Annotated in this window: 22 protein-coding genes and 1 riboswitch; of the genes, 11 read left to right on the forward strand and 11 right to left on the reverse strand. The window is 66.9% G+C overall.

What is annotated here, in order from left to right; all coding sequences use genetic code 11:
• Window positions 1-57 precede the first annotated feature (57 nt).
• The gene (locus ACZY08_RS11075) at window positions 58-522 is read right to left on the reverse strand and encodes a tRNA (cytidine(34)-2'-O)-methyltransferase (protein WP_463744808.1); all 465 of its coding nucleotides are present in this window, start codon (window positions 520-522) and stop codon (window positions 58-60) included.
• Between the two features lie 332 nt (window positions 523-854).
• On the opposite strand from ACZY08_RS11075, the gene ACZY08_RS11080 reads away from it, so the two are divergent.
• From ACZY08_RS11080 to ACZY08_RS11100, 5 genes are read left to right on the forward strand one after another with little or no spacing between them, the layout of a single operon-like run.
• The gene (locus tag ACZY08_RS11080) at window positions 855-3,830 is read left to right on the forward strand and encodes a HAMP domain-containing sensor histidine kinase (RefSeq protein WP_463744807.1); all 2,976 of its coding nucleotides are present in this window, start codon (window positions 855-857) and stop codon (window positions 3,828-3,830) included.
• A complete protein-coding gene (locus ACZY08_RS11085; protein WP_029107096.1) occupies window positions 3,827-4,234 on the forward strand; it encodes a roadblock/LC7 domain-containing protein in 408 nt (135 codons plus the stop codon). The genes ACZY08_RS11080 and ACZY08_RS11085 overlap by 4 nt, the downstream gene beginning before the upstream one ends.
• 34 nt (window positions 4,235-4,268) lie before the next feature.
• Window positions 4,269-4,634: a DUF742 domain-containing protein gene (locus ACZY08_RS11090; RefSeq protein WP_463744806.1), complete on the forward strand. Its 366-nt coding sequence runs from the start codon at window positions 4,269-4,271 to the stop codon at window positions 4,632-4,634.
• Window positions 4,615-5,226 (forward strand): GTP-binding protein, encoded by a 612-nt coding sequence (locus tag ACZY08_RS11095; RefSeq protein ID WP_463744805.1) that lies wholly within the window; start codon window positions 4,615-4,617, stop codon window positions 5,224-5,226. Before ACZY08_RS11090 ends, ACZY08_RS11095 begins: the two co-directional genes overlap by 20 nt.
• 3 nt (window positions 5,227-5,229) lie before the next feature.
• A complete protein-coding gene (locus ACZY08_RS11100; protein ID WP_463744804.1) occupies window positions 5,230-5,805 on the forward strand; it encodes a pentapeptide repeat-containing protein in 576 nt (191 codons plus the stop codon).
• 23 nt (window positions 5,806-5,828) lie between these two features.
• Here the strand turns inward: ACZY08_RS11100 and ACZY08_RS11105 are convergent, their stop codons facing one another.
• Window positions 5,829-8,492 carry an ATP-binding cassette domain-containing protein gene (locus tag ACZY08_RS11105; RefSeq protein WP_463744803.1) on the reverse strand — a complete coding sequence of 888 codons (2,664 nt, stop codon included), beginning with the start codon at window positions 8,490-8,492 and terminating at the stop codon, window positions 5,829-5,831.
• A gap of 76 nt (window positions 8,493-8,568) precedes the next feature.
• Between ACZY08_RS11105 and ACZY08_RS11110 the strand changes: the two genes are divergently transcribed.
• Window positions 8,569-10,338, forward strand: coding sequence for an outer membrane protein assembly factor BamB family protein (locus ACZY08_RS11110; RefSeq protein WP_463744802.1), 1,770 nt, complete (start codon window positions 8,569-8,571; stop codon window positions 10,336-10,338).
• On the opposite strand, the gene ACZY08_RS11115 is transcribed toward ACZY08_RS11110, so the two are convergent.
• Both ACZY08_RS11115 and ACZY08_RS11120 read right to left on the reverse strand, forming a co-directional pair.
• A complete protein-coding gene (locus ACZY08_RS11115; protein ID WP_463745282.1) occupies window positions 10,335-11,219 on the reverse strand; it encodes a diphosphate--fructose-6-phosphate 1-phosphotransferase in 885 nt (294 codons plus the stop codon). The two genes, ACZY08_RS11110 and ACZY08_RS11115, sit on opposite strands and share 4 nt — an antisense overlap.
• A 23-nt stretch (window positions 11,220-11,242) precedes the next feature.
• A complete protein-coding gene (locus ACZY08_RS11120; RefSeq protein WP_463744801.1) occupies window positions 11,243-12,466 on the reverse strand; it encodes an NADH:flavin oxidoreductase in 1,224 nt (407 codons plus the stop codon).
• Between the two features lie 37 nt (window positions 12,467-12,503).
• On the opposite strand from ACZY08_RS11120, the gene ACZY08_RS11125 reads away from it, so the two are divergent.
• Entirely contained in the window at window positions 12,504-13,355 is an 852-nt protein-coding gene (locus tag ACZY08_RS11125) for a bifunctional methylenetetrahydrofolate dehydrogenase/methenyltetrahydrofolate cyclohydrolase (RefSeq protein WP_463744800.1), read from the forward strand.
• Complete coding sequence (locus tag ACZY08_RS11130; RefSeq protein WP_463744799.1) at window positions 13,352-13,645, forward strand: DUF3017 domain-containing protein; 294 nt, start codon at window positions 13,352-13,354, stop codon at window positions 13,643-13,645. Before ACZY08_RS11125 ends, ACZY08_RS11130 begins: the two co-directional genes overlap by 4 nt.
• Here ACZY08_RS11130 and erm read toward each other — a convergent pair.
• The 3 genes from erm to ACZY08_RS11145 form a co-directional block, all read right to left on the reverse strand.
• The gene (erm, locus tag ACZY08_RS11135) at window positions 13,642-14,382 is read right to left on the reverse strand and encodes a 23S ribosomal RNA methyltransferase Erm (RefSeq protein WP_463744798.1); all 741 of its coding nucleotides are present in this window, start codon (window positions 14,380-14,382) and stop codon (window positions 13,642-13,644) included. The two genes, ACZY08_RS11130 and erm, sit on opposite strands and share 4 nt — an antisense overlap.
• A gap of 135 nt (window positions 14,383-14,517) precedes the next feature.
• Entirely contained in the window at window positions 14,518-15,153 is a 636-nt protein-coding gene (locus ACZY08_RS11140; RefSeq protein WP_463744797.1) for a zeta toxin family protein, read from the reverse strand.
• 9 nt (window positions 15,154-15,162) lie between these two features.
• Window positions 15,163-15,510, reverse strand: coding sequence for a type II toxin-antitoxin system Phd/YefM family antitoxin (locus ACZY08_RS11145; RefSeq protein ID WP_463744796.1), 348 nt, complete (start codon window positions 15,508-15,510; stop codon window positions 15,163-15,165).
• Window positions 15,511-15,616: 106 nt separating this feature from the next.
• Here ACZY08_RS11145 and ACZY08_RS11150 point away from each other — a divergent pair, with 106 nt between their 5' ends.
• Both ACZY08_RS11150 and ACZY08_RS11155 read left to right on the forward strand, forming a co-directional pair.
• Window positions 15,617-16,246, forward strand: coding sequence for a TetR/AcrR family transcriptional regulator (locus tag ACZY08_RS11150; RefSeq protein WP_463744795.1), 630 nt, complete (start codon window positions 15,617-15,619; stop codon window positions 16,244-16,246).
• 78 nt (window positions 16,247-16,324) lie between these two features.
• On the forward strand, window positions 16,325-17,863 hold the full coding sequence (locus ACZY08_RS11155) for an FAD-dependent monooxygenase (RefSeq protein WP_463744794.1): 1,539 nt from the start codon (window positions 16,325-16,327) through the stop codon (window positions 17,861-17,863).
• Here the strand turns inward: ACZY08_RS11155 and ACZY08_RS11160 are convergent.
• Window positions 17,853-18,272, reverse strand: a complete 420-nt coding sequence (locus ACZY08_RS11160; protein ID WP_463744793.1) for a nuclear transport factor 2 family protein — start codon at window positions 18,270-18,272, stop codon at window positions 17,853-17,855. The genes ACZY08_RS11155 and ACZY08_RS11160 overlap by 11 nt on opposite strands.
• 83 nt (window positions 18,273-18,355) lie before the next feature.
• Between ACZY08_RS11160 and ACZY08_RS11165 the strand changes: the two genes are divergently transcribed.
• Window positions 18,356-18,859: a winged helix-turn-helix transcriptional regulator gene (locus ACZY08_RS11165; protein WP_463744792.1), complete on the forward strand. Its 504-nt coding sequence runs from the start codon at window positions 18,356-18,358 to the stop codon at window positions 18,857-18,859.
• On the opposite strand, the gene ACZY08_RS11170 is transcribed toward ACZY08_RS11165, so the two are convergent.
• Genes ACZY08_RS11170 through ACZY08_RS11180 form a run of 3 tightly spaced genes read right to left on the reverse strand, consistent with a single transcriptional unit; the run spans window position 18,860 to window position 22,067 of the window.
• A complete protein-coding gene (locus ACZY08_RS11170; protein WP_463744791.1) occupies window positions 18,860-19,588 on the reverse strand; it encodes a class I SAM-dependent methyltransferase in 729 nt (242 codons plus the stop codon).
• Window positions 19,585-20,715 (reverse strand): homoserine O-acetyltransferase MetX, encoded by a 1,131-nt coding sequence (metX, locus tag ACZY08_RS11175; protein ID WP_463744790.1) that lies wholly within the window; start codon window positions 20,713-20,715, stop codon window positions 19,585-19,587. The genes ACZY08_RS11170 and metX overlap by 4 nt, the downstream gene beginning before the upstream one ends.
• Window positions 20,716-20,735: 20 nt before the next feature.
• Window positions 20,736-22,067 carry a bifunctional o-acetylhomoserine/o-acetylserine sulfhydrylase gene (locus ACZY08_RS11180; RefSeq protein WP_463744789.1) on the reverse strand — a complete coding sequence of 444 codons (1,332 nt, stop codon included), beginning with the start codon at window positions 22,065-22,067 and terminating at the stop codon, window positions 20,736-20,738.
• A gap of 168 nt (window positions 22,068-22,235) precedes the next feature.
• A riboswitch (SAM riboswitch) is annotated at window positions 22,236-22,367 on the reverse strand.
• Window positions 22,368-22,471: the final 104 nt, after the last annotated feature.

Here is a 22,471-nt window from a genome sequence, read left to right on the forward strand (position 1 = left end):
TGAACACTCTGTGGGATTCGGGCGTGGGCCGCATGTCGGCCCACGCCCGCGGCGTAACTAGACGCCGCCGGCGAAGCCGTGTTGGCGCCAAGCCTCATAGGCGGCGACGGCAGCCGCATTCGACAAATTCAGCGATCGCCTGCCGGCGAGCATCGGAATGCGCACCTGCGCGGTGATATTGGGATCGGCCAGAGTTTGGGCATCCAGCCCGGTGGGTTCCGGGCCGAACATCAGCACATCGCCGGGTTGATAGGAGACGTCCGTGAACGACGTCGAGGCGTGCGCGGTGAACGCATAGACGCGGGCCGGTAACAGGGCGCGCCACGCCGCTGCCAGATCGGCGTGCACCGTCACCGATGCCAGGTCGTGGTAGTCCAGGCCGGCCCGGCGCAGCTTGGGTTCGGACAGATCGAAACCCAGCGGCTCGACCAGATGCAGCTCGCATCCGGTGCCCGCCACCATCCTGATCGCATTGCCGGTGTTGGGTGCGATGCGAGGAGAAAAGAACATCACCCGGAACATTCGACGATGATCGTATGGCGGCCTGCTCTGTGACGAATCGGGATGCAAATGCAGTGCTGAATCGGCATGGAGAATCGGAGCTGGAAATCGGCGCACGTTTGGGCAAGCGCAGCACTGTTTGCTCGATTACCACACAACTCCGCTACAGCTCGGTCACGAACTCTGTCTGTTCAGTAAGAATTGTGGAAACGCTCGCGCGCTGCTGTCATACTCGTGCAATTGCCAAGGCGTTTGACGCCCGCCCCTGCGTGGGCGGAAACAGCAGGAAGTCTTATGAATCACGCCCCACGAGTGAATTGCGGCCACACAGCCGGTAGTGCGGTTGGGTGCCGATGACTGCCTTTACGCAGCTGAAACAGGCTGACGGCACCCTCGTCGAATTTTCCCCAACACCATCGGTTCCGGCCAAGCGCCCTTCCCGCTGGTCGCCGGCCAACTGGCCGGTCAACCGGAAAGTCCTCGCGATCGTCGTCGTGCCGTTGATTCTGGCTGCGACGTTCGGTGGCTTACGTATCTATGCCAGTGCCAGCGCCGCCGGAGATCTCCGGTTGGCCGCTGACCGGGCCGAATTGATTCCCGGCATCGACAGCTATATGGCTGCGATGGAGGGCGTACTCATCGCAGCTACTGAAGGTGGCGATGGGCAGGCCGCGATGTCCACGTTCAATGAGCGGAAATCGGACCTGCAGCAACGCCTGGATGCCACCGATGCGGCTGAGGACGTGGATCAGGCCGTGAACGGCCTGCTCACCAAGGGGCCGGAACTGGTCGATGCGGTGATGTCGAATTCGATCGACCTGCGTCAGCGCATCCTCAATTACGGCCCGCTGCTGCTGACCGGGGAAGCTGCCATCACCGGTTCGGTGCACAGCAACCAGCAGTCGCTTCAGGCCCAGGTCGAGGCACTGGCCCGGGCGGTCGGTGCCCGCGGACAGATGGCCATCCAACAGATGCTGGTCACGGCCGGCGGCGCCGAGCCCGAACCGTTGTTGCGCACCTCGATGATCACGATGGCCGGTACCGAACCGTCCACCGTCGCGGCACTGACGAAGGTGCTTGGGGGTGGATCCCAGGAGGCGGCCACCCTGCGCGCCGAGATGGTCAAGCGGATGGCGATGATGTCCAACCCCGGGGTACCGCTGGTCGGTAATCCGGACATGCTGGCCTCGTTGCAGACCACCGACAAGATCGCCGGGCAGATCATCGAGAACACCACCGCGGCGATTCCGGCTGCGGTCGAGGCTCAGGCCAACGACGCTCGCAACGATGCGATCCGCGACGCGATCCTGGTTGCGACCGCGATAATCAGCGCCATCGTCATCGTGTTGTTGGTGGCGCGCTCGCTGGTGCGTCCGTTGCGGACGCTTCGGGACAGCGCGCTGCGGGTGGCTCACCAGGATCTGGCCAAGGAGATCGAACGGGTGCGCGCCGGCGGCGAGTTGGTGCCGGTGACCCCGATCCCGGTGCAGACCACCGAAGAGGTCGGTCAGGTGGCCCATGCCGTCGACGAACTGCACGAGCAGGCGGTGTTCCTCGCCGGTGAACAGGCTCAGCTGCAATTGCAGGTCTCGGACATGTTCGAGACATTGTCGCGGCGTAGCCGCTCCCTGGTCGACCAGCAGTTGTCGCTCATCGATCAGCTGGAGCGCAACGAGGACGACCCGCAACGCCTGGAGAGCCTGTTCCGGCTCGATCACCTCGCGGCCCGCATGCGCCGGAACGGGGCCAACCTGTTGGTGCTGTCCGGGTCCAAGCTGGCTCGCGAGCACAGCCGGCCGGTGCAACTGGCGACAGTCATCAACGCCGCGGCGTCGGAAGTCGAGGACTACACCCGCGTGGTCACCGCGTCGGTCGCCGACGTCGAGATCACCGGCTCCGCAGCCGGCGACCTGATCCATCTGCTGGCCGAGCTGCTCGACAATGCGCTGCGCTACTCGCCGCCGATCTCGCAGGTGCGGGTTTCGGCCGTGCATGCGGCCAAGGGCGCGTTGGTGATCGAGGTCAGCGACGTCGGCCTCGGCATGACGGAGGCCGACCTGCGGGTGGCCAACACCCGTCTGCAGTCCGGCGGTGAGGTCAACCCCTACACCGCGCGGCACATGGGTCTGTACGTGGTCGGACGTCTGGCCACTCAGCACGGTCTGGTGGTGCGGCTGCGCAGCACCGTCGCCGAAGAGCCGAGCTCGGGCACCACGGCAGGGGTCTACATCCCGGCCACGCTGCTGGCCCGCGACGGTGGCGACGCAGTCGACGACCTTCCCTATGGCATGCCCGTTGACGCCCATTCCGGGATCGCCACGGCGCTGTCGTTGGACGCCGATTCCGCGGATGGCTCGGACTTCGGGCTGGCCGAATCCAACCAGAACGGCGCCGAGGTTCCGTTCGATCTGCTGCCGCAACGCAGTCCGGGGGCCAGCGGTATCTCGGAGCTGCCGGGCACGCTCGCTCCGCAACCCGAGTCCGACGCCGAGGAGCCGGTCGAGGAGTCTGCGGACGAGCCGGTCAGTGAGTGGCCGCAGCAGTGGCCGGTGCATACCGAAGAGAGCGCGGCCCTGGCCAAGGGTGAAGCCAAGGGCGAACCCGGGGGAGCGGCGGACGCAGCGGACGACACCGCGGCCGACGACGACGTTGAGTCCGGACGTCTGACACCCACGAACACCTCGTCGTTCTTCGCATCCCGCGGACAGGCCACCAACGGCGTCAACGGCGTCAACGGCCTCAACGGCGTCAACGGCCTCAACGGCGTCAACGGTCTCAACGGCGTCAACGGGCTCAACGGTGTGCACGTACCGGTTCATGATTCCGGCGAGGAACCGGATGAACCGCTGGAATCCGCCCCGGTCGAGGCTGAAAGTCCAGACGCGCAGGGCGACTCGATCTACCAGTCGATGGTGTCGGAATTCGACATCGATCCAACGACCCATGTGCGCAGCGCCGACCTGGACTGGAAGACGGTCTGGGAGAAGGGCTGGTCGGTGGCCGCCGCGGCGCAGGATGCGCCCGTCGAGCAGCACACCGAGGAAGGCCTGCCCATGCGTACGCCGGGTGCCCGCCTGGTGCCGGGCGGCGTTGCAGCGGTGGCCGCGGCCGTGGGCGAGTCCAACGGCCGTCACCGCAACGGTGGAGTGCACCGTAACGACGACGGCTCCGAGACGGTAGCATCGGCAGACGAACCTGACAGCGGCATGTTCACGGCGTTCAAACCGCGTGATCCTGAGGCCGTCCGCGCGAGCACCAGCAACCTTTTCGGAGGCGTGCACGCCGGGCGATCGCATGCCCGTGAGACCAGAGGAACCGATAACGAATGACCCGTCCGACGCAACGCGACTCCCTGGACTGGCTCGTGTCCAAGTTCGCCCGCGAGGTATCCGGGGTGTCCCACGCGGTGCTGGTTTCGGCCGACGGACTGCTGATGGCAGCCAGCGAACACATGCCGATCGAGCGGGCCGACCAGCTCGCCGCGGTCTCCTCCGGCCTGGCCAGTCTGGCCACCGGAGCATCGCAGTTGTTCAACGGTGGCCATGTGATGCAGTCGGTGGTCGAGATGGAGAACGGCTACCTGCTGTTGATGCGGGTCGGTGACGGCTCCAACCTGGCCACCCTGACCGCCCCGTCGTGTGACATCGGGCAGGTCGGTTACGAAATGGCCATTCTGGTCGAGCGGGTCGGCGCGGTGGTGCAGTCCTCGCGCCGTACGCCGCAGCCGTCCTGAGTCCCCGACCCCTTCTGCCCATCGCGAGGTGCCTGTGGACGAACCGGAAACCACCGATCGACCGAGTTTGGTGCGGCCGTACACCCTGACGGCCGGCCGCACCGACTCGCGTGTGCACCTTCCGCTGGAAGCACCGGTGCAAAAAACCGACACGACGCGTGAACCGCGTTGGACTACACACGATGTGCGCGCACAGATCGTAGAGTTGTGCACCGGCAGTCCTTCGGTTGCCGAGATTGCCGCTCATTTATCTCTCCCGCTCGGCGTCGCGCGCGTGCTGATCGGGGACTTGGTGACGCAGGGTTATCTAGAGGTGCAAGCCACCCTCGACGACTCGGCTAGCTTCGACGAACGCCGCGAATTGATTGGAAGGACCCTGCGTGGCCTACGAGCACTCTGAACCCCGCTCGGCCTCCGGCGGCGGCGCCCCCCGACGTGGGGCTGCCTCGACGAAGATCGTCATTTCTGGCGGGTTCGGGGCAGGGAAGACGACCTTCGTGGGCGCGGTCTCCGAGATCATGCCGCTGCGTACAGAAGCGTTGGTCACCAACGTGTCCGAGGGCGTCGACGCCCTGGACGGCACCCCGGACAAGCGCACCACGACGGTCGCGATGGACTTCGGCCGGATCACGCTGGACGAGGAGCTGGTGCTGTACCTGTTCGGCACGCCCGGGCAGCGACGCTTCTGGTTCATGTGGGACGACCTGGTGCGCGGTGCGATCGGAGCGATCATCCTGGTCGACGTCCGTCGCCTGCAGGACAGCTTCGCCGCGGTGGACTTCTTCGAGGCCCGCAAGCTGCCGTTCATCGTCGCGGTGAACGAGTTCGACGAAGCGCCAAAGCATCCCACCCAGGCGGTGCGCAAGGCACTGGCGCTGCCGGAGCACATCCCGGTGGTCGCCGTGGATGCCCGTGACCGCAACTCGGCCAAGGCTGCGCTGATCGCGGTCACCGAGTACTCGTTGAGCACGCTTTCCGCGTTGCCTGGCTGAGGCGTGGTAGCTGACGAAATCGCCTGGGCGGACAGGGAATTCACGGGCGTAGACTTCCGGGCCGAGGAATATGACGGAGCTCTGAGCCGGTTGACCACCGAGCGTGTGGTGTTCACCGAGTGTGATTTCAGTGGCGTCGACTTGTCCGAGTCTCATCATTTCGGCTCGGCATTCCGCAACTGCACTTTCCGTCGCGCCACGTTGTGGCACAGCACGTTCACCAACTGCAGCCTGCTGGGTTCGGTGTTCACCGAGTGCCGGCTGCGGCCGATCAAGATCGTCGAGTCGGATCTGACGCTGGCCGTGTTGGGCGGCTGCGATCTGCGTGGCGTCGACCTGTCGGACTGCCGGTTACGCGAGGCCAGTCTGGTCGGGGTGGACCTGCGCAAGGCGGTGCTACGGCAGGCGGACCTGTCCGGGGCCCGGGTGCAGGACGCGAAGCTGGACGAGGCAGATCTGCGCGGCGCCCGCGTCGACCCCACCTTCTGGACCACGGCGAAGCTGCGCGGCGCCAAGATCGACATCAGCCAGGCGCTGGCCTACTCGGCCGCGCATGGCCTCGACGTTCACGGGGGCTGACCTCTCCCGCTCGCGGAGAGGACTCAGGCGGACTTCAGGCGGATCCGCCAGCGGACGAACCCGGTGTAGACGATGCAGATCAGCACGAGGATGCCGATGTTGATCAGCCACACCGACGGGGTGTGCTTCCAGTGCGAGTCGGCGGGCAGCAGGGGCGGCGGCACCAGGCGGGTCAGGTCGACGGTCGATGCCGAGGCGGCGAAGCCCCAGCGCGCCGGCGTGATCCAGGACAACTGATCCAGTACGACCCGGTCGGTCACCGGGATCATGCCGCCGGAGAACACCAGCTGGCTCATCACGGTCACGACCAGCAGCGGCATGATCTGCTCGGCTGAGCGGGCCAGTGCCGAAAGCGCGAGCCCCACCATCGCCGAGGCCACACACGTCATCGAGATGTCGATGAACAATTCGAGGTTGCGGCCACCGATGAAGGCACCGCTGTCGACTGCGCCCGGGCCCCAGCCCTTGCCGAGGATCGTGATCACCGTGACGATGGCGGACTGGATCACCGCGAACACCGCGAAGACGGCGACCTTGGCCATCAGGTATGCCGTGGTCGACAGGCCGACCGCCTGCTCACGCCGGAAGATCGCCTGTTCACCGATCAGAGCCCGGATGGTCAGCGCGGTGCCCATGAAGATTGCGCCGACGTTGAGCATCACCAGGATCTGGCCTGCTTCGTTGGGGGCCTCGCCGCCTTGGATGGCCGGCACCGGCAGACCGAACCCGACATCGCCGGGTACCGACAACGACAGCACACCCATGATGAACGGCAGCATCAACAGGAATGCGGTGTAGCCGCGGTCGGACACGATCAGCCGCACTTGTCGGCGGGCGATCGTGGAGAGCTGGCGGAACAGGCTGGTGTGCGTCGGCTCGCCGAGGCTTTCCGGTTTCTCCGCGGGCGGTTTCGGGGGTAGCGGGCCGTGCTTGGCGAGGTACCGCTGCTTGGCCCCTTCCGGGTCACCCGCGACCGTGCTGAAGATGTCGGCCCAGTTGGTGGTGCCGAGTTCCTCGCCGATCTGGTCAGGTGGGCCGCAGAACGCCGTCTTCCCACCGGGTGCCAGCAGCAGCACCTGGTCGCAGACGTCGAGATATGTCAGCGAGTGGGTGATGACCAGCACGACGCGGCCGGCGTCGGCGAGCTGGCGCAGCATCGTCATGACCTGGCGGTCCAGTGCCGGGTCCAGACCCGAGGTCGGTTCGTCGAGGATCAGCAGTGACGGGCCGGTCAGCAGTTCCAGTGCGACCGAGGCGCGCTTGCGTTGTCCGCCGGACAGCTTTTCGACCCGCGTGTCGAGATGTTTGGTCATCTCGAGTTCTTCGAGCACCTGCATGACGACCTGTTCGCGGTCGGCTTTGGTGGTGTCCGGCGGCAGCCGCAGCTCGGCGGCGTACATGAGTGCCTGCCGGACGGTGAGCTGACCGTGCACGACATCGTCCTGCGGCACCATGCCGATCCGGGAGCGCAGCGAGGCGTACTCGGCGTGGACGTCGTGGCCCTCGAAGGTGACCGTGCCGCTCGTCGGATGGGTCAGGCCGGCGACCTGTCGGGCGAATGTGGACTTGCCCGCACCCGACGGGCCGATGACGGCGGTCAGCATGCCCGGTCGCGCGTCGAGCGAGATGTTCTCGAGCAGCGTCTTGTTGCCCTCGATCGTCCAGGTCAGGGCCCGCACCTCGAGCCCTCCGGTGCGGGTGTCGGCCTCGGTCTTGCTGCCGCGCACCAGGGTGCCGCCGGAGAACACCAGGTCGACGTTGCCGATGGTGACCACGTCACCGTCGTGCAGGACCGCGGAATCGACCCGCGCGCCGTTGACGAAGGTGCCGTTGATGCTGCGCTCGTCGCGGATCGCGGTGCCGCCGGTCATCGGGATCAACGTGGCGTGATGCCGCGAGGCCAGCACGTCGGGGATGACGATCTCGTTGTCGGTCGCGCGGCCGATCTTCACTGCACCTGCCGGCGCCGCGGTGGTGCGCCCGGGCCGCAGGATCTTGAGCATGCTGGTCGCGATGTTGCCGCCGGGCTCGCTGCTACCGCGGTCCGAGGTGGCGGCCGGGCCCATCGTCGTCGGTGCGGCGGCCGGGTTCGAGTTGCGAACCGGCTGGGGCTGATAGGCCTGGGGCCCGCTGGGGAGGCCGGTCTGGGGGCCACTGGGATACCCGCTCTGCGGTCCGCTCGGGTAGCCGCCTTGCGGGCCGCTGGGATATCCGGTCGGCGGCGTCGGGTAGCGCGGTTGGGGACCGGAGGAGTGGCCTGGGCGCGGCGCCACCGGCGGTGGGCCGTACTGCTGCCGGGCGGGGGCAGCGGCCTGGGTGGGCCAGGCACCACTGGGCCGGTTCGCGATCGGCACCGCCGCGGTCGGTGTGCGGCCGACGGACCCCTCTTGGACCCGGCCGACCTCGAAGGTCAGCTGCGGGCCGTCCGGGTTGCCGATGTTGACGACCTGGCCGTCGTGGATGTCGATCGTGGGCACCCGGCGGCCGTTGGCATACATGCCGTTGAGGCTGCCGTTGTCGATCGCGATCCATCGACCTTGGTCGAAGCGCAGCACCACATGGGCACGCGAGATCAGCGGGTGGGCGATGCGGACGTCGGCGCGGAGGTCCCGGCCGATGACGACATCGTTGCCCGGGGCGAAGGTACGGGTCGATCCGTCGTAACGAACGGTCAGCGCAGGGCTCATCGTGCTCAACTCTATCGGTAGTTTTCACCGGGGCCGGGCCGTTGCGGGGGTGTCGCGCCGTGTGACGATGACACGCATGGTTTCTGACGGGGCGCAGAAGGTGGCCGGCCGGGTGCTCGGCGTGCTGCGGTGGGTGGGCACGGTGCTGGCCGGCGCGGCAGCGGTGTGGCTGGTGTGGGCGGCGGTGCTGGGTGCCTGGGCGCGGTTGGTCGCACCCCGCAGTGCAGGTGAAAGTGCCTGGTACGTATTCACCCTGCACCGCTGGGGTGATGCGCTGCCGAACCGGATGGCGCTGATGGTGGTGGTGATCGCGGTGGTCCTGATCGCGGCGATGGCCTACAGCCTCTGGCGCGGACGCACCGACCGCGACCTCGCGGCCACCCCGGCGGGCGCGGCGGGTGTGGCGGCGCTGCTGGTCATCGCCTACGTCAGTCAGGGCATTCCGGCGTTCTACCGCAGGGTGATGGACAGCGCCCCGGTCACCACGGCGTTGCCTCTCGGTGCGGGGGCGTGGTGGTTGTGCCTGGCCGGTGCAGCGGCGACCTTGTTGGCGGCCCGGGCCATCCCGCGCTTGGACCGCGGCTCGGTGAAGTTGCTGGCGGTCGGTGCAGCGATCGCTGTCGTGGTTGCCGCGGTGGTGACCGTGGGTGCGTTGCGCGCCGGTGACGATGGACGCTTCATCGACGCCACGAAAGCTGCAGCTACCGATGCGGAGGCAATGCCGGCCGTGCTGGGGAAGCGGACGTTCACGGTGTCGGCGCCCGATGCGTTCGCCGACAAAGGTGTGCCGGTGTACGACATCGGTTCTGCCGGGGCCGGTTTCGCGGTGTATCGGGACGGCCGCATCACGACGTACGGTTCCGACGGCAAGGAGCGCTGGCACTACGCGCGTACCGGACCGACCGATGTCGGCGTCAACGGGATGCGGGTGGTCGACAATGGCGCCACGATATTGGCGTTCATCGGAGGTGGCCTGGTCGGGTTGGATGCCCTCACCGGGGAGCAACTTTGGGCCAGTGCCGATGCGGACGTGTATGAAGCGGCCCGCGGTCGTTTTCGGTCCGCGACCGGTCCGTTCATCGTGGGCTGGAACGACGAGCGCATCTGGACCCGGTATGACAGCCGGACCGGCCGCGCGTTGTGGAGCGTGCCCGCACCTCATCCTGGCTGCGGTGTTGTCGAACCCGTGGTGGCCGCGTCCGGTGTGGTGTCCACGGTGCAGTGCCAGGACGGCAAGGTCTGGCTGAGTGTGCTGGATCCCGAAACCGGGCAAATCAGTTGGGACACAGTGCTGACGGAGCGAAAGATCGATCCGAAGGCGCCGATCGAGCAGCGCTACCTGAAACTCGGGGCCCGCCCGGCCAACGGTATCGGAGTATTCGTTTCACTGCTCGGCTCCGGTACGCCGGACAGTGCCCTGTATGCCGACATCGTGCACCGCACCGTCACCGCATTGCCGGCAGACGGTCGCTTCGCCGAATCATACGGTCCCAGTGATGATTTCGTCGTGTGGTATCTCACCGACGGGAATGCCCGGCTGACCCTGTTCGGTCCTGACGGGCGTCAACGGTGCCAGATTCCCGATGGTGTCGAGCCGGTTCGGATGAACGTGCCGAGTCTCCGAGTGGATCAACCTGCCTTTGTCTCGTTCCCTGGCGCGCTGCTCCTCGCCGACCGCGGTTCGCGGGGCGGCGCAGGATCGCTGCGTACCTTCGACGCGAAGACGTGCGCTCAGACCGCGGCGGTCCCCGCGGAATCGGTCGAAGGACTGCTCCCGGTGCCTGGCACGGTGCTGGTGCTGCGGCGTGACGGGCAGACGCTGCAGATCGACGGGTACACCGCTTAAGTGGGTGTCTCGGCCAGTGTGGGTACGGCTTCTGCCGGGTAGCGGTCCTGGGCGTCCCAGACGTCCCAGGTCTGCACGGCCCAGAACACCGCGAACAGCACGATGAGGATGAGTTCGACGGTGATCACGCCGAAATGCCATCCCAGGATCAGCAACACCACACCGGCCACCACGGTGACGAGCATCAGCGCGGCGATGGTCGCGTAGAACCGGGCCAGGTGCCGGCGCACGGCGGCCCGCGCGTAGCACGCGTGGTAGACCGCGACGAGTGTGATGGCCAGGAACATCGCCACCGCGGCGATGACGTGTGCGTGTTGGGCGAACCAGTCCCACAGCATCAACGGGGCGCCGGCGATGGAGATGACCAACAGTGCTGTCGGGAGCCATTTTTCGACGCGAAGCAGTGCGGTGGCGACGGTCTTCCACAGGGTGGCGGCCTCAGCGCAGGACGGTTCGGACGGCACGGGCGGCATTTGCGGGCGACGCCAGCGACCGAGCGCCAGGTACATCCCGGTGCCGACGGCGACGGCCACGAACAACGCGGCGACGTTGTTGGCGACGCCGCCGAAGGGGTCGGCCACCGTGGGAAGCCATGGCTGACACAGGTCGTCGCCGGGACCGGTGGGCACCAGCGCCACGATGAAGGCCATGAACCCGGAGTAGTTCAACAGGGCGTCCTCACCGATCCGGCTGCCCTTGTAGGCGATGAGGCAGATGCCGATCGCACACAGGGAGGCCAGAAACACTGCGTGGGTGCGCGTGTAGAAGAACGCGCTGATCGACCCCTGCGGACAACTGTGCGTCCACGTCAACGCCAGTGAGGCCAACAGGAAAACCACCAGCGCGACCAGGCCGACCCGCACGTAGCGGTAGGTCACCATGGTGTCGCTGGTGAAATCGGTGCTCACTTCACGAGTGTGTCCGGAGCTCCTGTCACCACGCAATGGGTGTGGCTGTAGATCGTCGGCATGCACTCGTTGCAGTGCGTGCAAAGCGATCTGACCGAACCCTTTTCGTTCTCTGCCTTGATCCGGTTGAGCAGGTCCGGCTCGGCGAGCAGTGCGCGGCCCATCGCGACGAAGTCGAAGCCCGCCGCCATCGCCCGGTCCATGGTCTCGCGGTTGGTGATGCCGCCCAGCAGGATGATGGGCATGGTCAGCTCGGAGCGGAACTTCTCGGCGTCGCGCATCAGATACGCCTCGTGGTACGGGTATTCGCGGAAGAACTTGTTGCCGCTCATCCGGATGCCCCAGCTGATCGGGGGTTTGAAGTTCGCGGCGAACTCCTTGACCGGCGCGCCGCCGCGGAACAGGTACATCGGGTTGACCAGCGAGCTGCCCGCGGTGAGCTCGATGGCGTCCAGGCCGCCGTCTTCCTCGAGCCACTTCGCCGTCTGTAGCGACTCGTCGATCGGGATGCCGCCGCGGATGCCGTCGCTCATGTTGAGTTTGGCGATGACGGCGATCTTCTTGCCGCCGTGCTTGTCGACGGCGTCGCGCACCGCGCGCACCACACCGCGGGCCACCTTCGCCCGGTTCTCCAGTGAACCGCCGAACTCGTCGGTGCGCCGGTTGATCAGCGGGGACAGGAACGAGCTGGCGAGGTAGTTGTGGCCGAGGTGAACCTCGACCGCGTCGAATCCCGCGTCGATGGCCAGTCGCGCGGCGTTCGCGTGCGCTTCGGTGACGTCGCGGATGTCGTCGATCGAGGCCTTCTTGGCGAACCGCATCGACAGCGGGTTGAAGAACCGCACCGGCGCGAGCGCCTTGGCCTTGTTCGTGCGCGAGTTGGCCACCGGCCCGGCATGGCCGATCTGGGCACTGATCGCCGCGCCTTCGGCGTGGACGGTCTCGGTGAGTTGGGTCAGTCCGGGCACGGCCTCGGGCCGCATCCAGATCTGCCAACCGTCGGTGCGGCCGCCGGGGGCCACGGCACAGTAGGCGACGGTGGTCATGCCCACGCCACCGGCTGCGGGCAGCCGGTGATAGTTGATCAAATCCTCGGTGACCAGCGCGTTGGGAGTGGACGCTTCGAAGGTCGCGGCTTTGATGATGCGGTTGCGCAGCGTCACCGGACCGAGTTTGGCCTCACTGAAAACATCAGTGAACACATTGGGCTGGGTGTTCATATGCTGAGCCTGCCACGCGACTGACACAATGGCACCCGTGGGTTCCATTGTGTTGGACGGTAAGGCCACGCGCGACGAGATCTTCGTCGATCTCAAGCAGCGCGTCGCGAAATTGACCGAAGCGGGCCGGACGCCCGGGCTCGGGACCGTGTTGGTCGGCGACGATCCCGGGTCACAGGCATATGTGCGCGGCAAGCATGCCGACTGCGCAAAGGTCGGGATCAACTCGATCCGCCGCGACCTGCCGGCCGACATCACCCAGGCCCAGCTCGACGAGACGATCGACGAGCTCAACGCCAACCCGGATTGCACGGGCTACATCGTGCAGCTGCCGCTGCCCAAGCATCTGGACGAGAACGCCGCGTTGGAGCGCATCGATCCGGCCAAGGACGCCGACGGTCTGCATCCCACGAATCTCGGTCGGCTGGTGCTCGGTAAGGAGGCAGCGCTGCCGTGCACGCCCCGCGGCATCGTCCACCTGTTGCGCCGGTTCGACGTGCCGATCGCCGGCGCGCATGTCGTGGTCATCGGCCGCGGGGTCACCGTCGGTCGGCCGATGGGCCTGCTGCTGACCCGGCGCTCGGAGAACGCCACGGTGACGCTGTGTCACACGGGCACCCGTGATCTGCCCGCTCTGACGCGGCAGGCCGACATCATCATCGCCGCGGTCGGTGTACCGCACATGGTGACTGCCGACATGGTCAAGCCCGGCGCGGCCGTCGTCGACGTCGGTGTGAGCCGGGTGGACGGCAAGCTGACCGGCGACGTCGCGCCCGATGTCTGGGACGTGGCCGGGCACGTGTCACCCAACCCGGGCGGGGTGGGTCCGCTGACGCGGGCGTTCCTGCTGACCAACGTCGTCGAGCTCGAAGAGTCGAAACTGGCGTGACCGTGAACGAGTTCGTCCGCAAGGTGTTCGCCGGGCAGTGGCCGATCCTGTCGGTCGGGCTGATCTTCATCGCGGCGTTCGCTTTGGTGGTGGCGGGCTACTGGCGCCGTGGCGCGCTGGTCATCGGGATCGGCGTGGGCGCGGCGGCGGCGCTGCGGCTGGCCCTGACCGATGACAGGGCCGGGCTCCTGGTGGTGCGTTCGAAGACCATCGACTTCACGACCACCGCGACGGTGAGTGCCATCGTGCTCTACATCGCCTGGACCATCGACCCGCTCGGCACCAGTTAGCCGACTGCGGCGAACAACGCCGCCCACTGTTGTGCCGTCAAATCCCGTGGGAGTGCCGACGGCTGAATTCCATTGGCGAGCAACCACCGCCGGTCGACGTGACGGCGCAGGATCTGCGCCATGCCGCGGCCCCGGCCGGTGAACACCTCGTGCGCCAGTGCTTGATATCGGCGACGGTCGGCCCAGGGGATCAGAGGTTCGCCGCGGCGTTCGATGATCAGCAGCCCGGCGTCCACCCCGGGCCGTGGCCGAAAGGCGTCCGCGGAAACCTTTCGTGCCAAACCGAATTCGAACCACGGCCACCACTGCGCCGTCATCATGGCGGCGCCGCCGACTGCGGCCCGCCGGCGGGCCACCTCCCACTGCGTCAGCAGTACGGCGTCGGTCCACCCTGGGCCGTGCAGCAGCCGCCGGAGGATCGCGGTGGTCAGGTGGAAGGGCAGGTTACCCACGACCACGTGCGGCACCATCGGCAGCCGGTACTGCAGGAAGTCTGTGGTGACCACCTCGGCCGAGGTTCGGGCAGCCAGTCGTCTTGCTCTTCGGCGATCGATCTCGATGGCGGTCAGCGGTCGGTTCAGCCGTTGGAGCGGCAGCGTCAGTGCGCCGTCACCGGCGCCGATCTCGACAATGGGACCGGTTGTGCGCGAGACCAATCTGACGATATCGGCGACCACTCGGCGGTCGCACAGAAAATTCTGGCCGAACTCGTGCCGGCCGTGATGAGTTGAAGACACGGAAACTCCGCCATTGCAGGGACAAAGCTGCTGCGGCGGACGATTCGGAGAAAGTGAAGATCCGCCGTTATGCGATGCGCAAGCGGATGTAGGTCACTGACATGGCTGCCACTGTAGGTAGGTGGTGATGCAGCTTCAACTGATTTTCGGCGTGGCCTTCAGGGCGGCGGCCACGATCGGCTTGGCCCAGTCCGGGGTGTTCGACAGATCGGGTGGACCGACGACCTCACCGCGGGCCACATGTAGGACCAGCACCGGCAGCGGTGCCTGCTCACCGGCCGGATCGACGTCGGCTGAGTTGTCGTAGACGCGCAGTTCGGTGACCACCGGAATCAATTGGACGAGGTTCTGCCTGCTGTGCCGCCAGCGACGCCGGATCGAGGATTCGGGGATGTCGTGACCGCCGGTGCCGACCCGGTGATGCACCCGCTCGATGTGCAATTCGGGTGAGGCCAGCCCGACGTACCAGATGCGCACCTCGAAGCCTTCGGTGGCGGCCTCGGTCAACAGCCGGGGGATGGTGCTGCCGGCGAGCGTGGATTCGATGGCCAGGTCGAGCTTTTCGGCGACGGCGCGTTCCAGCAGCCGCTTGCCTTGATGCCAGGCCAGGCTGTTGGCCCGGGTTTGGTCGAGTTCAGGGTTGGCGGCCACCAACTTGCGGGCGGCCTCGTCGGGGTTGAAGTAGTCGCCTCCGAAGGAGCGGATGGCGGCACCGCCGATGCTGCTCTTGCCGGCGCCGTTGACGCCGGCAAGGACGTAGATACCGGGCACCTGCCGGGCTCAGCCTCGGTGAGCTGCCGATTGTGCCGCGGCGCCGAGCTGTTCGGGTGTGGCGTCGAAAGCTGCCGCCATGGCGGCCTTGGATTCCGGTGCCTGCATGCGTGCCAGCAGGGTGTCGAACTCGTCGGTCAGCTCGTCGAGGGCCGGGGCGCCGGCGTGGGTGAGCGCCTCGAACTCGGCGTAGGAGATCAGCACCGCTTTGGGGGCATTGTGTTTGGTGATCGTGACGGCGCCGCCGAGGGCCGCCTGTTCGACGATCGCGGCGAACTCGTTCTTGAACCGGGTGGCCGCCACGCTGGGAACGTCGACCAGCTCGCCGGCGCGGTTGCGGAAAGTCAGAGTAGCCATGTGGCCATTTTAGCCATTTTGGCGATTTCATCCACTGCGGATCCTCACAGGAAATGCCCAGCAGGCAAGATTGCCTAGTGGGCAAGAATTGGTCTACCGTGGTGGCATGGCACCGGGACTGCGGGAACGCAAGAAGCTCGACACGCGCCGGGCTCTGAGCGATGCGGCGCTGACCTTGGCGTTCGAGCGCGGCCTGGAGAACGTCACCCGCGAGGACATCGCCGATCTGGCCGGGGTCTCCCTGCGCACCTTCACCAACTACTTCGCCGGCAAGTACGACGCGCTGGCATACCGGCAGCAGGAGCGCTTGCGCCGCAGTATCGACCTGCTGAGGTCCCGCCCGGCCGACGAACCGCTGTGGACCGCCATCACCGAGTCCGTGCTCAATCCGGTGGACGCCGACATGTCCGACGTCTACGGTGTGGAGAACGCGCTGCCGACCCGCCAGCAGCTGGGCGAGGTCCGAAAACTACTGATGATCCCGGAGATTCGCGATGCGACCTTCCGGGGGATGTCCGACGAGTGGGTGACGGCGATCGCCGAACGGACCGGCACCGACCCGGAACGGGACATGTACCCGCGTCTGGTGGCCGCCGTGGTGCGAGCGGTCGGCGATGTCGCGATGGACGAGTACGGGAACGCCGATCCGCCAGTGTCTTTCACGTCACTGCTGCGCAAAGGGTTCGCGGCGGTCGCTGCGGGCCTGCCTGAACCATCACCGCCGATTTCTACCTGAGGGTTGCGGCGGCCGCCAGTCAACTGCCCTGGCGTCGCAACCGACGCACACGGGGCACGAAACATATGGAGAGAAATCATGACCGAAACAGATGTCGTCATCTCGGGTGCCGGCCCCAACGGCCTGCTGGTGGCGGGGGAGTTGGCCCTGGCCGGGGTGCGTCCGGTGGTGCTCGAGCAATTGCCCGAGCCCAGTGCGGAGCTCAAGGCCAACGGCATTGTCGGACAGGCCAACCGAGTCCTCGATCTGCGCGGCCTTTACCAGGAGCTCAGCGGGACGGGTCAGGCGCCGGAGCCGATGGCCGGCTACATCTTCGCGGGCATGCAGGTGCCGTTCATCGATGTCGTCGACAACCCGATGTACGGCATGCTGATCCAGCAGCCGCGCGTGGTGCGGCAATTGGTGGACTGGGTGCAGAGCCTCGGGGTCGAGATCCGCTGGGGCCACGAGCTCGTCGGTCTAGAGCAGGGCACTGCAGGCGTCTTCATAGACGTCGCCTCACCGTCGGGTCACTACCGGTTGCCGGCCACCTACCTGGTCGGGGCCGATGGCGGCCGCAGCCCGGTCAGGAAGCAGGCGGGTATCGAGTTTCCCGGGCTCACGACGGATGTGGTCGCCAGGGTGGCCCACGTCAGCGTGCCGGATGAACTGCGCAGCGGGTACGGAGAATTGAATGTTCCCGGTCTGGGGCGAATCCCCTTTGGGCACAATCGTTTCGACGGTGGTGTGCTGATCTATGCGGAATTCCAGCCGGGACGGTCGATGGTCGGGACCATCGAGTATGGGTCGCTGCTGCCCGACGCCGCTCCGGAGATGACCATCGACGAACTGCGGGCGAGCGTGAACCGGGTTGTCGGCGCCGACGTGCCGATAGCGCCTCCGAACTGGCCTGGCCCGCATGCTCTGCGGCGGATCAACGGCCAGAACACCCGTCAGGCCTCGCAGTACCGCGCCGGCAATGTCTTCCTGGTCGGCGATGCGGCGCATGTGCATTCGGCCATGGGCGGGCCCGGGCTGAACCTGGGCATGCAGGATGCGATGAACCTGGGCTGGAAACTGGCCGCGGCCGTGCAGGGCTGGGCACCCGACAGCCTGCTGGACAGCTATCACAGCGAGCGCTGGCCGGCCGGACAGCGGGTGATGATGCACTCGATGGCCCAGGCCGCCCTGATGGCCGCTGGTCCCGAAGTCACCGCGCTGCGAACACTTTTCGGTGAGCTGCTGGCGACGCCGGACGGCTCGGCGCACATCGCCGGGCTGCTCTCCGGCTCCGATGTCCGCTATGACGTCGGCGATGAGCACCGGCTGTCCGGATACTTCGTTCCCGACTTCGCGCTCGACGACGGGCGTCGGGTTGCCGAGTTGCTGCGCGCGGGCCGACCGGTCTTGCTCGACCTGTCCGGCGGAGAGTACGCCGCCGTGGCACAGGGTTGGCGCGATCGCGTCGATGCCTGCGTGTCGTCGGCGGGGGGTCCTGCCGCGGCTCTCCTCATCCGGCCCGACGGCTATATCGCTTGGGCTGCAGACGAATCCACCGAAGCCGACCCGGCGCGTCTGCATGCTGCGCTGGAGCGCTGGTTCGGGCCCGAGACGGATCTGGCGGAACTCAGCGCCTGAGGGCGCGGCGCAGGACGCTGGGACGGCGGGCGATCTTCGGCCCGACCATGAGTGCGAACGCGGTGATCGCCAACCACGGCCGGAGGTGCGGTCGCAGACGCCGAATCTGACCATTGTCGTCGAGTTCGAACACCAGCGCGTCGGTGATGTTCAGGCGCCCGACCCGGCCTTCGCTGACGGCCACGCGCGTCGGACCCTCGCCGATCACCTCGTCCCAGGTGAGCTCTCGCAAACCGCCGTACACCGCGGTGAGCAGTGTGCGGAGATCATCGTGTCCGCGGAAAACCATGCGGCCGGACAACGGTGAGACGAGCTCTGCGTCGCGAGCCAGCGTGGTCATCAATCGGTCGATGTCGTTGGAGCGGGTGGCCTCACAGAACGCGGTAACCGAGTCGGTGGTAGCGGTCATCGACATGCCCTTCCAGGTCGATTGCGATGTGCAATCCACCTAACCCTAGTCCGTTGCAATTAGCAATGGACTAGGGTGGAGGGGTGCCCAAGCAGTCGTTCGGCGACATCGCGTGTTCGATCGCGCGGGCCGTCGACGTGATCGGACAACGCTGGACGCCGTTGATCCTGCGTGACCTGTTCGCCGGATTGGTGCGGTTCGAAGACATTCGTCGTGACTTGGGTATCGCGTCGAACATCCTGGCCGCCCGTCTCGACGACCTCGAAGGCCACGGGGTGGTGGAACGGCGGCAGTACCAGAGCGCACCGCCGCGCCACGAGTACGTCCTGACTGACAAGGGACGTGATCTCTACCCGGTGATCGCGACCCTGCTTGCCTGGGGTGACAAGTGGCAGGCTGGTGCGGACGGGCCGCCTGCGCTACTCGTGCACACCGGATGTGGTTGCGTCACAACGGCAAAAACGGTCTGTGCCGAATGCGGTGGCGAACTGGACGCCGCGACAACCTCGGCCACGGCCGGTCCAGGTGCCCGGCCCGGCTCAGGTACTGCACTCATCGGGGAGTTCATTCTGGGCCGTGCCACGTAACTAGGCGAGGCTGGCTCTGATCCCGACCGTGACGTAGGGCAGCGCCAGCCCCGAAGAGTTGGCCAGCGCCGGGTGGGTGGCCAGCAGTTCCCGGACCTGCTCCAGCGTCCGGGTGCGCACCTTCTCCGGTGAGGTGATGCAGTAGCTGCGCGAGGCCACCAGATCGATGAGCGCCTGGGGCGTCAGGTAACTCGTCCACTCCACCTGGTGGCGTTCGATCGCGCCGAACGGCTCGGCCAGTGTCACCTCGCTGTTGAACGGATCGTGTTCGGGTCCGATGATGCGGCCCAGATCCTTGACCCAGCCCGACCGCTCGTCGCGGGTGTTCCACACCAGGCCCAACCGGCCGCCGGGGCGCAGCACCCGGCCGACCTCTTTCACGGCCCGCTCCGGGTCGAACCAGTGCCAGGCCTGCGCCACCAGCACCGCGTCGACGCTGTTGTCGGCCAGTGGGATCTCTTCGGCCGTGCCCAGCAGTGCCGGGGTGTCCGGCAACGAGTTCGACAGCAGCTCAAGCATTTCCGGGATGGGGTCGACGGCAATGACGTCCAGTCCGCGCTCGACGAGCCGGGTGGTCAACTTGCCGGTACCTGCACCCAGGTCCAGTACATCGTGCGCGCCTTCGGGAAGCAGCCAGTCGATCGCCTCCGGTGGATACGACGGCCGGCCGCGTTCGTAGGCTGCGGCCTCTGAGCCGAAAGACAGGGAACGCTGCTTGGGCGCGTTCACCGCTGTGCCAGCTCCAGTGTGCGGCGGATCAATTTGCCCACCACTTCCGTCTCGACCAGGAAGCCGTCGTGACCGTAGGCCGAGTCGACGACGTCCAGGCCGTTGCAGCCGGGCAGCAACTCGGCCAGTTCCTGTTGCAGGCGGATCGGGTAGAGCCGGTCGGAGGTGATTCCGCCGACGATGACGGGCACCGGACAACTACGCAGCGCTTTGGCGACGCCGCCACGGTCCCGGCCCACATCGTGGGTGGACAGCGCATCCGACAGGGTCACGTAGGTGCCCGGGTCGAATCGGCGGGCCAACTTGCCGCCCTGGTATTCGAGGTAGCTCTGCACGCCGTAGCGGCCGCCGGTCCGCGGGTCCTCGTCGCCTTGAGCGTCGTTGGCGAAGCGGTCGTCGAGTTCCTCTTCACCGCGATACGTCAGATGCGCGAAGCGTCGCGCGATCTCCATGCCGGCCAACGGTGTCCGGCCGGTTTCGTAGTAGTCACCGCCCTGCCAGTCGGGATCGGTCTTGATCGCGGCCACCTGGGTGCTCTGGGTGCCGATCTGATCGGCGGTGGCACGGGCTCCGACGGCCAGCACCAGGCCGGATCGCACCTCGTCGGGGTGCCCGACGAGCCATTCCAGCGCCCGGGCTCCGCCCATCGACCCACCGACCACCGCGGCCACCTCGGTGATGCCGAAGGCGGCCAGGGCGGCCCGGTCGGCCTCGACCTGGTCGCGGATCGTGATCTGGGGGAACCTTGAGCCCCAAGGCTTTCCGTCGGGCGCGAGGGAGCCCGGCCCGGTGGAGCCCTGGCAGCCGCCGAGGACGTTGGTCGATATCGCGCACCACTGGTCGGTGTCGATCGGGGCGCCCGGTCCGGCCACCCCGTCCCACCAACCCGCGGTCGGATGGCCGTCGCCGGCCGGTCCGGTGACGTGGGAGTCGCCGGTCAGCGCGTGCAGCACCATCACCACGTTGTCGCGTGCGGGTGACAGTTCGCCCCATCGCTGCACGGCGATCGACACGTCAGGCAGGACGGTGCCGTTCTCGAGCGTCAATGCACCGATGCGCACCACGCCGATCTCGCCTTCGGCAGGCAACTGGAGGGTGGACACGGCCGGTTCTTCGGTGATCGTCATGCCGGTCTTCTCTCGCCGTCCTACACCGTCGCCGCAGTCTGCGCGACGCCGCTGAACGGACGCGCGGCGGCGAATCCCTGCTCCAGGTCGGCCAGGATGTCGTCGATCCCCTCGATGCCGACTGCCAACCGCACCAGACCGGGCGTGACACCGGTGGACAGCTGCTCCTCGGGGGAGAGCTGTGCGTGGGTGGTCGAGGCGGGGTGGATCACCAGGGAGCGCACGTCACCGATGTTGGCGACGTGGCTGTGCAGAGTCAGCGCGTTGACGAACGCCTTGCCGGCCTCGATTCCGCCCTTCAGCTCGAAGGCGAGCACGGCGCCCGTGCCCTTCGGGGCGAGCTTCTGGCCCAGCTCGTACCAGGGCGAGGTGGGGAGTCCGGCGTAATTCACCGAGGTGACGCCGTCATGCCCGGCCAGGAACTCAGCGACGCGTTGCGCATTCTCCACGTGGCGTTCAACACGCAGCGACAGCGTTTCCAATCCCTGCGCGATAAGGAAGGCATTGAAAGGCGCAAGCGCCGACCCCAAATCGCGCAGCAGCTGCACCCGGGCTTTCAGCGCGTAGGCGGGCGCCCCGAGCTCGGCGAAGATCACGCCGTGGTAGCTGGGGTCCGGTGTGGTGAATCCGGGGAAGTTGCCGTTGGTCCAGTCGAAGTTGCCGCTGTCGACGATCACACCGGCGATCGCCGAGCCGTGGCCGCCCAGGTACTTGGTCGCCGAGTGCACCACAATGTCGGCGCCGAGGGCGATCGGCTGGATCAGGTAGGGCGTGGCGATGGTGTTGTCGACGATCAGCGGGACGCCGTTCTCGTGTGCCACGGCGGACACGTTCGGGATGTCGAGGATGTCGATCTGGGGATTGGAGATGGTTTCGGCGAAGAAGGCCTTGGTGTTCGGCCGCACGGCCGCCCGCCAGCTGTCCAGATTGTCGGGATTGTCGACGAAGCTGACCTCGATGCCGAGCTTGGGCAGCGTGTAGTGGAAGAGGTTGTAGGTGCCGCCGTACAGGCGCGGGCTGGACACGATGTGGTCACCGGCGCCGGCCAGGTTGAGGATGGCAAACGTCTCGGCAGCTTGCCCGGAGGACAGCAGCAGTGCGGCGACGCCACCTTCGAGTGCGGCGATGCGCTGCTCGACCACGTCGGTGGTCGGATTCATGATGCGGGTGTAGATGTTGCCCGGCTCGGCCAGGCCGAACAGGGCGGCGGCGTGGTCGGTGTCGCGGAATGTGTATGACGTGGTCTGGTAGATCGGCAGGGCCCGGGCGTTGGTGGCGCTGTCCGGGGTCTGGCCGGCGTGGACCTGCTTGGTCTCGAACGACCAGCTGTCGACGTTTTCGGGGGTTGTCATGGCTCGGTGTCTCCTCCTGGTGAGGGATGAGGAAAGAAGGGGCGTGGTCGGCTACCGGGGGTTGGGCGCGTCGTCGAAGACGACATGCGGACACCAACAGGTCACGGACACATACACATGGCTGGCCTCCATCAGGTTTCCCTGTCTGTCTGGGGGCCCGTACCTTCGGACCCGCGCTTGCCTTGCAGCCGGCCGGAAAAATTCCGTCGGCTACTCAACCTGGTCATCACCCAGGGCACCCCACCGCGGTTGGAGGGTTGCCGGCCAGCAAGCCGGGGCTTGACGCTGGCACTCATGACCGGCTTGCAGCTTATCGCAACGCGCTGAGGCCGTGCCAGTCGGTTGTCCGGGGTGTTTGCCGGTTCTTGCGCGCGCGGGGCTGGAACAGGTTCGGTTCGGCGGTC

The sequence above is a fragment of the Mycobacterium sp. IDUB_9 genome, assembly GCF_055419505.1.